This window comes from Nostoc sp. DedVER02, assembly GCF_034530675.2.
Lineage (GTDB): Bacteria > Cyanobacteriota > Cyanobacteriia > Cyanobacteriales > Nostocaceae > Nostoc.
In genome coordinates, this window is record NZ_JAVRCP020000027.1 from 23,238 (window position 1) to 35,113 (window position 11,876).

At 39.4% G+C, this 11,876-nt stretch carries 7 protein-coding genes and 1 CRISPR repeat array; of the genes, 4 read left to right on the top strand and 3 right to left on the bottom strand.

Annotated elements, in window-relative coordinates; translation table 11 throughout:
- Positions 1 to 20 precede the first annotated feature (20 nt).
- From RMZ41_RS23005 to RMZ41_RS23020, 4 genes are all read left to right on the top strand, one after another.
- Positions 21 to 677, top strand: a complete 657-nt coding sequence (locus tag RMZ41_RS23005) for an HAS-barrel domain-containing protein (protein WP_194142285.1) — start codon at positions 21 to 23, stop codon at positions 675 to 677.
- A gap of 142 nt (positions 678 to 819) precedes the next feature.
- A complete protein-coding gene (locus RMZ41_RS23010; protein ID WP_322644772.1) occupies positions 820 to 2,958 on the top strand; it encodes a cation:proton antiporter in 2,139 nt (712 codons plus the stop codon).
- A 377-nt stretch (positions 2,959 to 3,335) separates the two neighbouring features.
- Positions 3,336 to 4,286: a UDP-glucuronic acid decarboxylase family protein gene (locus tag RMZ41_RS23015; protein WP_322644759.1), complete on the top strand. Its 951-nt coding sequence runs from the start codon at positions 3,336 to 3,338 to the stop codon at positions 4,284 to 4,286.
- A gap of 151 nt (positions 4,287 to 4,437) precedes the next feature.
- The gene (locus RMZ41_RS23020; RefSeq protein ID WP_322644758.1) at positions 4,438 to 5,829 is read left to right on the top strand and encodes a UDP-glucose/GDP-mannose dehydrogenase family protein; all 1,392 of its coding nucleotides are present in this window, start codon (positions 4,438 to 4,440) and stop codon (positions 5,827 to 5,829) included.
- 425 nt (positions 5,830 to 6,254) lie between these two features.
- Positions 6,255 to 9,978: a CRISPR direct-repeat array (repeat unit 37 nt; unit sequence ATTGCAATTAACTAAAATCCCTATTAGGGATTGAAAC).
- 233 nt (positions 9,979 to 10,211) lie between these two features.
- On the opposite strand, the gene RMZ41_RS23025 is transcribed toward RMZ41_RS23020, so the two are convergent.
- From RMZ41_RS23025 to RMZ41_RS23035, 3 genes are all read right to left on the bottom strand, one after another.
- Complete coding sequence (locus tag RMZ41_RS23025) at positions 10,212 to 11,006, bottom strand: DUF2993 domain-containing protein (RefSeq protein ID WP_322644757.1); 795 nt, start codon at positions 11,004 to 11,006, stop codon at positions 10,212 to 10,214.
- A 450-nt stretch (positions 11,007 to 11,456) separates the two neighbouring features.
- Positions 11,457 to 11,675, bottom strand: coding sequence for a type II toxin-antitoxin system HicB family antitoxin (locus RMZ41_RS23030; protein WP_322644756.1), 219 nt, complete (start codon positions 11,673 to 11,675; stop codon positions 11,457 to 11,459).
- 2 nt (positions 11,676 to 11,677) lie between these two features.
- Positions 11,678 to 11,860, bottom strand: a complete 183-nt coding sequence (locus RMZ41_RS23035) for a type II toxin-antitoxin system HicA family toxin (protein WP_322644755.1) — start codon at positions 11,858 to 11,860, stop codon at positions 11,678 to 11,680.
- Between the last annotated feature and the right edge of the window lie 16 nt (positions 11,861 to 11,876).

The window sequence follows — 11,876 nt, forward strand, 5'->3', positions numbered from 1 at the left end:
TGACTAATGACTAAATTACTATGCGCCTCCCCTTACCACAGTTTGCCACTGGCGATCGCCATCCCAACCACATTGCGGAGGTGATTGAAACTACTAGTACCGAATTTTTAGCTCAGTGTCTAGAACCAGAAGATTTAAGCTTTCCCTCAATGCCACCCTTTGGTAGTTGGGTTTGTTCTGTAGATGAAGAATCTGGCAATCAAGTCTATGCTGTAGTATATTATGCTACTACTATGCCTATAGATTCTGTACACCGGGCTAGGGCTTTGGGGTTGTCATTGCAAGACTTACGCGAGGAACAACCCCAAATATTTGCCATGTTGAGAACAGAATTTCGCGCTGCGATCGTGGGATTTGAGCAATCTTCCCAGAATCGAGGTTATAACCAAAGAATATATCAGTATCTACCACCCCGCCCCCCGCAAATTCATCAAGCTGTTTATCGGTGTGAACCAGAAGCGATCGTTAAATTTACTGAAGAACTAGATTTTTTGCGGACACTGCTTTGTATTAACGGTGCGCCAGTCGAGTCTTTAACCGCAGCAGCCATTCGAGATGTATACCAGTTACGCAAAGCTGACCGAGAATGGCTAATTAAAGCTGGACGTAATCTGAGCGTGCTACTTAAAGACGACTACGATCGCTTGCGGTTTATTTTAAGTCAAATCCATCCGTAGGTAGTTAGTTCTTAAACAATTACCTAGTTAGTGTAAATTAATATTTTTAATTTTTCGTCAGGTGGCTTCCCAATTTTATATCCATCAGGCGATCGCCCCAAGGTAATCGCACTTTTACCATAGCCCCTTCAATTCCTACATGATGGAACTCATATCACAAGTTCTTGTTTTGGAACTAAATTCCCAAGTTCTTGGCAAGGAACCAATTGTTCCCTTTGCTATTTTGCTGGTGGTTATCTTAGTTATCCCCATCATGTTTGAGCGGCTAAGATTACCAGGATTAGTGGGTTTGGTTTTCTCAGGGCTAGTACTTGGGCCTTCAGGCTGGCATCTATTTCAGTCTGACTCACCGATGATTAACCTGCTATCAGATATTGGGTTAATTTATTTGCTGTTTGTCGCAGGGCTAGAAGTCGATCTCGAAAAGTTTCGTCGGCAAAAAAGTCGTGCTTTTGGGTTTGCTACCTTGACTTTTATTGTCCCCCTAGTAATGGGAACCTTATTAGGGTTGATTTTAGGCTATGGCTGGAATACCTCAATCTTAATTGGCTCTTTATTCGCTTCCTATACCCTTTTGGCATATCCCATAATCAGCCGTTTGGGAGTGGTAAACAATGAAGCTGTTACTGTCACCATTGGAGCTAAGATTTTTACAGATATTGGCGCAGTACTGATATTAGCCATTTGTGTAGGCATCGCTGATGATGGGGTATTCAGCTTTGCTGAACTACTCACCTTTTCCGGGCGGTTAACTATTTACTCTGTTGCCGTTGTTACAGGCTTTGATTGGGCAGGTAAGGAATTTTTCAAGCGGTCTAGAGATGACGAAGGAAACAAATTTTTGTTTGTATTACTTTCTCTATTTCTGGCGGCTGTGGGCGCTCAATTGATTGGAGTAGAAAAAATTGTTGGCGCTTTTTTAGCAGGTTTGGCAGTAAATGAAGCCGTGGGTGAAGGCCCAGTCAAAGAAAAGGTAGTATTTATTGGGAGTGTGCTGTTTATTCCCATTTTCTTTGTTGACCTTGGTTTACTGATCGATCTATCCGCCTTTGTGAACAACTTGGACACGCTCAAGTTAACACTGTTGATGATAGTTGGTTTGATTATCAGTAAATTGATTGCAGCTTTATTGACAAAACTCGTTTACCGCTATAAATGGCAAGAAACGCTAACCATTTGGTCGCTATCACTTCCCCAAGTTAGTACAACTTTAGCAGGTACGTTGGTGGGATATCGGACTGGGTTGCTGCCACTTGAAGTATTACACAGTGTCATTCTTTTAATGCTTGTCACATCAACCTTGGGGCCGTTGATCACCAGTCGAATAGCTATTGGTTTGAATTCCTTACCAACTCAAGATCCAGCAACACCTTTACCTGAACAGAATGCACCAGATACAGATAGTGCTTTTACGATAGTTGTACCTGTTTATAATCCTCATACTGAACAGCATTTGATTGAAATGGCAGCATTATTAGCACATCAGTCTCAGGGGAAAATTATACCACTGGCGATCGCTAATGCTGCTGCTCACATGGATGCACCGCAGTTAGAAGCTTCTCTGCAACGCAGCGAGCAGTTATTGACCAAAGCTACGGCACACAGTCGATTATTAGGTGTTACCGCAGAACCAATGCTGCGAATTGATGATGCCTTTGCTCAAGGAATTAGCCGAGCCGCCCGCGAACAAAAGGCTAATTTAATTGTTATGGGTTGGGGTAAACGGACTGGGTTACGAGCGCGTTTATTTGGAAATGTGATTGATGGTGTGCTTTGGGCATCCCATTGTCCAGTAGCGGTGACACGTTTAGTAGAATCACCGAAAAAAATTCAGCGCATCTTAGTACCAGTAGAAAACTTAACAGCACCCATATTACAACCTGTACAATTTGCCCAAATGCTGGCGGAGGCTAATCAGAGCCACATTACTGTGCTAAATGTGTGCGATCGCCGCACTAGTTCCAGTAAAATTGCTTGGAGGCGATCGCATCTCTCCCTAATGGTATCTAATTTAGCTTTGGCTAATGCCCCAGAAATTCAAATTATCGCTCATGAAAATGTTGCCCAAGCCATTTTGCAGGCAGCACGATTATATGATTTAGTAGTTTTACCTTTTATACGCAATCGTACCAGTCCTGGAGGGTTAGCCATTAGCGATGTTACAACCCAGTTAGCCAGACAACTCACCTGCTCCATTGTCATGCTTGGAGAACCGCAACGCACTCAAACCACAAATGTAGTTATCTCTAACACAGTTACTAGCATTACGTCTGCTGTATAATACTGGGCAGATTTCAGTCCATCTGAGTGAACTGGATCGACTGTAGGAATATTTGTACATTCCTATAGTCCGTTTTTTGCTGCTTTGCATCCAGCTAAGAACAGCAGTAACCATAAACACTTTATATTATTGAAGATTTGATGAACTTTAACTAGAACACTGACAATATTGAGGCTAAGTTTGTTATTTTGCTAGTTAAATTATTAAAAAAGCAGGTAAAAACATCACAAAACTATAACTGTAAAAAATAAGTAAGTTCAACAACACTTTTGATTAAACCTTGTTCTTTTTTGAGTTCTGTATTTTTGTCCCCAAGCTGGGTAATCTAAAAGTAAGCGCAATAGCTACTGAAAATATTTGTAAGTAACTAGGAAACTATGAGAATTTTGGTGACGGGCGGTGCTGGGTTTATTGGTTCCCATCTCATCGACCGACTAATGAATGATGGGCATGAATTAATATGCTTGGATAATTTTTACACAGGTCATAAACGCAACATCCTTAAATGGTTAGGTCATCCGTACTTTGAACTAATCCGTCACGATATTACCGAACCAATTCGGTTAGAAGTGGATCAAATTTATCATTTAGCTTGTCCTGCTTCACCAGTACATTACCAGTACAACCCAGTTAAAACTGTTAAAACTAACGTTATGGGAACCCTGAATATGTTGGGGCTGGCTAAACGTGTGAAAGCTAGGTTTTTCTTGGCTTCAACCAGTGAAGTATACGGAGATCCAGAAGTTCATCCCCAAACTGAAGAGTATAGGGGTAGCGTTAATCCGATTGGGATACGTTCATGCTACGACGAAGGTAAAAGAATTGCTGAGACTTTAGCATTTGATTACTACAGACAAAATAAAGTTGATATTCGAGTTGTTCGGATATTTAACACCTACGGCCCAAGAATGTTAGAAAACGATGGTCGGGTGGTGAGCAACTTTATAGTTCAAGCCTTGCGGGGTAATCCTTTAACCGTGTACGGGGATGGTTCGCAAACTCGTAGTTTCTGCTACGTTTCCGATTTGGTAGAAGGATTCATCCGCTTGATGAATAGTGACTATATTGGCCCAGTCAATTTGGGCAATCCTGGCGAATACACAATTTTGCAATTAGCGCAAGCTGTGCAAAATATGATCAACCCAGACGCGCAGATTAAATACGAGCCACTACCCTCGGACGATCCCCGCCGTCGTCAGCCTGATATTACCAAGGCAAAGACTTGGTTAAATTGGGAACCTACCATTCCTCTGCAAGAGGGGTTAAAACTGACAATAGAAGATTTCCGCGATCGCATTCAAGGCGATGTCAATAATTCAATCAACTAAGCAGGGCCTAGCGTTGCTCTGAATTTTCATGCAGGCTTACCCGAAGGGTAGCTAGTATGCTTAGTTGCTGAATTTACTAACCATGTGTTAAGTGTCTTATTGATAACTTCTTTTTGAAAACTACACCCAAATTAAGTTAGGGAGTTAAAGAATGCGTGTTTGCGTGATTGGTACTGGTTACGTTGGTTTAGTTACAGGTGCTTGCTTGGCTCATATTGGGCATGATGTAATTTGCGTAGACAACAACGAAGAAAAAGTTAAGTTAATGAAGTCTGGACAGTCGCCAATTTTTGAGCCGGGACTCTCAGAAATTATGCAGTCTGCCATTCAAACAGAGAAGATTCATTTTACAAGCGATCTGGCTGCTGGAGTTGCCCACGGAGAAATTCTGTTTATTGCAGTGGGAACACCACCTTTACCCACTGGTGAAAGTGATACTCGTTACGTCGAAGCTGTAGCCCGTGGAATTGGGGAAAATCTCAACGGTGGTTATAAAGTCATAGTAAATAAATCTACAGTTCCCATCGGCTCTGGTGACTGGGTGCGGATGCTGGTTCTAGATGGTGTTGCAGAGCGGCAAAAAGCACTAGTACCCGCAGGTGGTGTGCCAAGTGATGATAAATTACCTGAGTTTGTAGCCGAGTTTGATGTCATCAGCAATCCAGAATTTTTGCGCGAAGGTTCAGCAGTTCACGACACCTTCAACCCCGATCGCATTGTACTCGGAGGCAATAGTCAAAGAGCAGTAGCTTTAATGCGACAACTCTATGCCCCAATTGTGGAACGCAAGTACGCTGAAGATCAATCTTTACCCCCAGTACCAATTCTCGCAACAGACCTGAGTTCGGCGGAGATGATTAAATACGCCGCGAATGCCTTCTTAGCCACTAAGATTAGTTTTATTAACGAAGTTGCTAATATTTGCGATCGCGTCGGTGCTGATGTCACCCAAGTAGCTAGAGGTATCGGTCTAGACTCCCGCATTGGTAACAAGTTTTTACAAGCTGGTATCGGTTGGGGTGGTTCCTGCTTTCCCAAAGATGTCTCCGCTCTGATTCACACTGCTGATGATTATGGCTATGAAGCCCAGCTAATGAAAGCTGCTGTCAGTGTCAACGAACGTCAGCGATTGATTGCTTTGGAAAAACTCCAACAAGTTCTGAAAATCCTCAAAGGCAAAACAGTCGGACTACTCGGACTGACCTTTAAGCCAGATACCGACGACTTACGCGACGCACCAGCCCTTATTTTAATCGAGCAGCTAAACAGATTAGGAGCCAAAGTTAAAGCTTACGATCCTATTATTTCCCAAACAGGTATGCGTCATGGGCTTTCTGGTGTGTTAGTAGAAACCGATGCCGAAAGACTAGCTGATGGCTGCGATGCCTTAGTACTCGTTACTGAATGGCAGCAGTTCAGCACTCTCGACTATGTGAAAATGGCAAAATTGATGGCACACCCTGTTATCATCGATGGTCGTAACTTCCTCGATCCTGAAGCAATGATCCGCGCTGGATTCCAATATGTAGGTGTGGGAAGGTAGAAAGTTAGGAGTTGGGAGTTATGGGTGAAAATTAATTACAATTTATAATCAATAACTCCTGATTTCCTTAAAAATCTAAATAATTCAAGTTGCTAGGCGATCGCTTCGTGTAAGATTTGGAGCGATCGCTTTGAAGTAGAAAACTAGCTATCATCCGACTAAAGCAGGTTTTGTAATCAGACTAGTTTTTCGCAAAAAAGCGCGGATAGGTAGGTGTTAACGAGAGGGTGGGTAGAAAAATAGCTGTATTACTTTATATGTAAGCACTTGAGAGCGAATACATTCTCTAAGCATCCGCGCACCTTATCTAGACTGCATTTCAGCAATTTACATCTAGCCAAATTACAAACCGTCGTGTTATGATTCTTGCATTCGCGCTATTGAACCTTGAAAACCAAATAACACAAAGCTTTCAGACGCAAGCGATTGCAATTAACTAAAATCCCTATTAGGGATTGAAACAAGTTTAGTTAGGCAAAAGAAGACCATAAAAGGTGGGCAGCAAGATTGCAATTAACTAAAATCCCTATTAGGGATTGAAACAAGTTTAGTTAGTACGTATCCTTCCTTCTATATGATTGCAATTAACTAAAATCCCTATTAGGGATTGAAACTTTTAGTATATGACATACAAAGCAGAAAAGCTTATATTGCAATTAACTAAAATCCCTATTAGGGATTGAAACGCAGCATTTAATAACAATCCGATTAAACCTAAAATTGCAATTAACTAAAATCCCTATTAGGGATTGAAACATAAACTATTATACTTTACCTTTTATATGTATGGTAAAATTGCAATTAACTAAAATCCCTATTAGGGATTGAAACTTAAAGTCTTTACTGGTTTTCTTTCAACCATAGATTGCAATTAACTAAAATCCCTATTAGGGATTGAAACTATTACTGTACAAATTACAGAATTCATCCATCCTTATTGCAATTAACTAAAATCCCTATTAGGGATTGAAACACGTTTTTACCCCAGTGAATGATTTTGATGAACTTATTGCAATTAACTAAAATCCCTATTAGGGATTGAAACTGGTTCAGATTTGCTTGAACGAAGGCGATTACTAGATTGCAATTAACTAAAATCCCTATTAGGGATTGAAACATCAAACTCTCTAACAAAGTCCCCTGGTTGAATAATTGCAATTAACTAAAATCCCTATTAGGGATTGAAACGGATAAACTCGATAGACATCAGAAGTTAGTAAGATTGCAATTAACTAAAATCCCTATTAGGGATTGAAACTTAGACTGGCATACTAGTAATTTATCACAACTATCATTGCAATTAACTAAAATCCCTATTAGGGATTGAAACGGATTTTCAGCAACTCCTGAACGACTAGACGGTAAAATTGCAATTAACTAAAATCCCTATTAGGGATTGAAACAGAACCATCTAACATATTGGCGACCCATAGAACTCCATTGCAATTAACTAAAATCCCTATTAGGGATTGAAACTAGAAAGTTTCCGGGGTATTCTACAACCGAAGACATTGCAATTAACTAAAATCCCTATTAGGGATTGAAACTGATTTGAAACTAGAACTTACGAATTTTACACGCGATGAAATTGCAATTAACTAAAATCCCTATTAGGGATTGAAACCCAATAATTCTTTTACTTGCTGGTTGGTTTCGGGAGATTGCAATTAACTAAAATCCCTATTAGGGATTGAAACCAAATGAAGATCCAAGAGCATCAATCAACACAATTGCAATTAACTAAAATCCCTATTAGGGATTGAAACAACTGAAGTTTGCCATTCTTGTCTTTAGGGTCACATATTGCAATTAACTAAAATCCCTATTAGGGATTGAAACCACACGACTTGCGGATGTCTTTGCCGAGAATGAGATTGCAATTAACTAAAATCCCTATTAGGGATTGAAACTCACCCTGTTTAGCATTCATAGCGATCGCATTCTATTGCAATTAACTAAAATCCCTATTAGGGATTGAAACCATCAAATAATTTTTGAAGCAATAGAGACGCGATCATTGCAATTAACTAAAATCCCTATTAGGGATTGAAACCATAATCTTAACCCTATTCCCCCTTGAGATTGAGCAAGATTGCAATTAACTAAAATCCCTATTAGGGATTGAAACGTTGATCAATCCCTCTTTATTCATAGGTACTAGCTTATTGCAATTAACTAAAATCCCTATTAGGGATTGAAACGCTACCGTTGAACGTTTTTATATGGGTGTAAGCACCGTAATTGCAATTAACTAAAATCCCTATTAGGGATTGAAACAGATCCAAAGCCTGCAAATTTACGCATTACTGGTATTGCAATTAACTAAAATCCCTATTAGGGATTGAAACCAAGCGATCTTGAGCTTGAACATAAGATATTTTTAATTGCAATTAACTAAAATCCCTATTAGGGATTGAAACTAATGTATTCGGCATACTTTTCAGCATTCCTATCCCAATTGCAATTAACTAAAATCCCTATTAGGGATTGAAACAAGCAACCTAGTAGCAAAACCAACTTTATACACAATTGCAATTAACTAAAATCCCTATTAGGGATTGAAACGAGTTATCTGTAGACCTTACAGAATTCACCGACGATAATTGCAATTAACTAAAATCCCTATTAGGGATTGAAACATTTCCGTATGGGTTGGTAGAGTCTGTCAAACCACTATTGCAATTAACTAAAATCCCTATTAGGGATTGAAACGCTGAATCATTAGGATTTGGCAAAAAAGAAAAAGCATTGCAATTAACTAAAATCCCTATTAGGGATTGAAACCTATTGGGCTAAGATTGCGCTCCCTGCATTTAATTGCAATTAACTAAAATCCCTATTAGGGATTGAAACTCTATAGTACTCAAGTGGTAAGCAATAATGACACGGATATTGCAATTAACTAAAATCCCTATTAGGGATTGAAACAGAAAAGGAACTGAATCAGAGCGTTGGGCGAATTGCAATTAACTAAAATCCCTATTAGGGATTGAAACGGGGCAATACCCTGCGCCTAGCATCAGATTCGTAATTGCAATTAACTAAAATCCCTATTAGGGATTGAAACGCACATCGTGATATTCAGGGCATCAAGGCTAATAATTGCAATTAACTAAAATCCCTATTAGGGATTGAAACAGCACTTGATACTTTGTTTAACACTGGAAGACCCCAAAATTGCAATTAACTAAAATCCCTATTAGGGATTGAAACCGATCCTTCCCTTTCGATGATTATCGGGCTTGCGCCAATTGCAATTAACTAAAATCCCTATTAGGGATTGAAACTTACAGGAGCTACATCGCGCATTCCCCAAACATACATTGCAATTAACTAAAATCCCTATTAGGGATTGAAACTGGGAAGAAGAAGATTTAAACAAATACTTGTAGGATTGCAATTAACTAAAATCCCTATTAGGGATTGAAACAGCGGCGCCATTTCTGGCTCTGTTGTGGATTTGCGCCCAAGATTGCAATTAACTAAAATCCCTATTAGGGATTGAAACTTAGAGCAAACCTGGAATAACCCGATTCCCCCAAATTGCAATTAACTAAAATCCCTATTAGGGATTGAAACTTTTCCACTTACCCTGATACGCTTTGTGATAGGTATTGCAATTAACTAAAATCCCTATTAGGGATTGAAACGATCTGACCAATTGCATCAAAATGACACCAGGATTAATTGCAATTAACTAAAATCCCTATTAGGGATTGAAACAAAAACAATGAAAGTAATTATCAGGTGCAAGGAAAATTGCAATTAACTAAAATCCCTATTAGGGATTGAAACTTTTATATTAGAACATCCAGGAAAACTTTCCTGGAATTGCAATTAACTAAAATCCCTATTAGGGATTGAAACTGGTTTTATGACACTCGCACTTCACTTGACCAAAATTGCAATTAACTAAAATCCCTATTAGGGATTGAAACGATGAATTGGGAATTTAGTTTTTAAAAAAAGGCTGATTGCAATTAACTAAAATCCCTATTAGGGATTGAAACTTGGCGATCGCATTCAAGGCAGCGAGCTAAAATTGCAATTAACTAAAATCCCTATTAGGGATTGAAACAAAATAACCAAGGGCAACCACCAAGGCAAAAAAGATTGCAATTAACTAAAATCCCTATTAGGGATTGAAACAAATATTAAAACTACCGCCTAGATCAATACGCTTGGGTTAAAGATTTCTTTCTTTTCTTCGCGTCCTTCGCGTCCTTTGCGGTTCGTTCAAAAATTGACTTTAGCGAAGAGTTTCAACCTTAAATAAACAGTGTTACCGCCTAGAATCTCTAGACGGGAATTAACTTGTATAAAGCTTCAAGCAAAGCTGTTCAGGAAGAATTTTTCTTTGCGTTTTACGTTTTTATTTCATATCAAGCGCTATTTGGAATACGTTCAATTTCAGCATATCCACTGAAAATAAGTTTTTGACCTTCAGTTTCTAATCGGTTGAGTCGCATTTTCACTCCATCAAGGTCAAAACGATCCAAATCAACCATATTATCTAAAATTTCTACCAGCGCCACGCTCAGAGTTTGCGAGATTTCCCGTTGTGCTTCTGGTACTTGCTCTAGTTCGATTTTTGGATCTTTAAAAGAAACTCGCCGCCGCCTTTCAATCCCTAAAGTTAGGCTCATGTTCAGGGGAACGAGTTCGCCATTGTTTAAATCCGCTTTTGCTACAAGCTGTAAGCGATTTCCTGGCAATAGCTGTACCTGAACTTCCGTAAAGGAGACTGGTTCACCGCCAGATAATGCCGTCAGTGATGGTACGGTGAGGTTAAGCAGACGCTTTTTCACTAGTTCTGCATTAAAGGCTTGGTTGATGCCTGCTTCTGATAAAATTACTTGAGCGATCGCTTGAGTAGGTTGCTTAAGACTGAGCTTGCCCTTTAAAACCGAGCCGAAGTCAATGGCAACCGCATCGGTTTCAAAAGACATCTCTTCTACTGCGAAATCTTTCCGAATCACCAAGCCACGACCGCTCATTTTGAAGCTATCAATGCTGCCTTGCAACAGTTTGCTGGAGGGGTAGCAGCGCACAAAGACTTCTACTGACTCGCTTTGCGTAAACAGGTGGCGAATCGTTTGGCTGGCGACCGTATTGAGCATCCGCTCTCCCCAATCAGTGCCTTTAGGATCTTGTAAACCAGTAAGTCCGCCGAACATGTGGTTTTTAGTCTCTAGAAGTTCTTTGTACTTTTGTAACAAACTATGAAGAATACAGCAAGCGATCCCGTGATTAATTGTGCTGATGGGTAAGAGTTGGATACCTGATGGTTGATGAACTTATGTATTAAATATTACTGTTAATAAGTGTACTACTCATTTTCTTTAGTAGACATACAAGCAGTATTAAAAGATTATCATAAAGCTATTGAAATATATAAATCTCAAGGTGAAATAATTAAATTATAGAGGATACAAATTTTATTAAAAGGCTTACGCGAGACGTAGCTTGTTTCAGAACTCATATTTTTCCGAGTCTACCAATCCCACACTTTTATCTAGCACTATCTTTATGTTTTATTTCCAGAAAATCTTTAGTTACTCTAACTATAAAATCTCTATTTATGTGGAGTGAGGCTCTACACAAAAGTGCGATCGCCTCCTTCATAATCATGAAGCTATCTGGTAAATTGCCGATCGATATCTCGGTTCAGGAATTGGTTTTTCCTCGATTTTAGCCGCATCTAACCATGCTTCTTTTGCTTTCAAAACTTCACGAAGTGCTTCTTCTGTTGAACCAAACGCTGAACAGTACTTCAAATCAGGAATGTCAGCGATATAGCCCTCATCTTCTTGACTGTAGAAGATATTAATATGATAGTTTTTCATCCTTAATCCTCCAAAGTGAGTGCATATTCTTCAACCAAAATCACAAATTGACGGACTTGATAAGGAACAGCTTCGCCGTTTCGATTTTGCAGATTAACAAGCTCAGTAATATCTGGATGAGTAAATATATGGTGACTGCTATTAACGCGTGATAGAGAAAATCCAAACGCCTCAACCAAAATCACCAGTTCATTAAATTTA

Excerpts from the sequence above, each read along its gene's own strand:
- RMZ41_RS23005 (WP_194142285.1), top strand. The coding sequence starts at position 21 with ATGCGCCTCCCCTTACCACAGTTTGCCACTGGCGATCGCCATCCCAAC.
- RMZ41_RS23010 (WP_322644772.1), top strand. The coding sequence starts at position 820 with ATGGAACTCATATCACAAGTTCTTGTTTTGGAACTAAATTCCCAAGTT.
- RMZ41_RS23015 (WP_322644759.1), top strand. The coding sequence starts at position 3,336 with ATGAGAATTTTGGTGACGGGCGGTGCTGGGTTTATTGGTTCCCATCTC.
- RMZ41_RS23020 (WP_322644758.1), top strand. The coding sequence starts at position 4,438 with ATGCGTGTTTGCGTGATTGGTACTGGTTACGTTGGTTTAGTTACAGGT.
- RMZ41_RS23025 (WP_322644757.1), bottom strand. The coding sequence starts at position 11,006 with ATGTTCGGCGGACTTACTGGTTTACAAGATCCTAAAGGCACTGATTGG.
- RMZ41_RS23030 (WP_322644756.1), bottom strand. The coding sequence starts at position 11,675 with ATGAAAAACTATCATATTAATATCTTCTACAGTCAAGAAGATGAGGGC.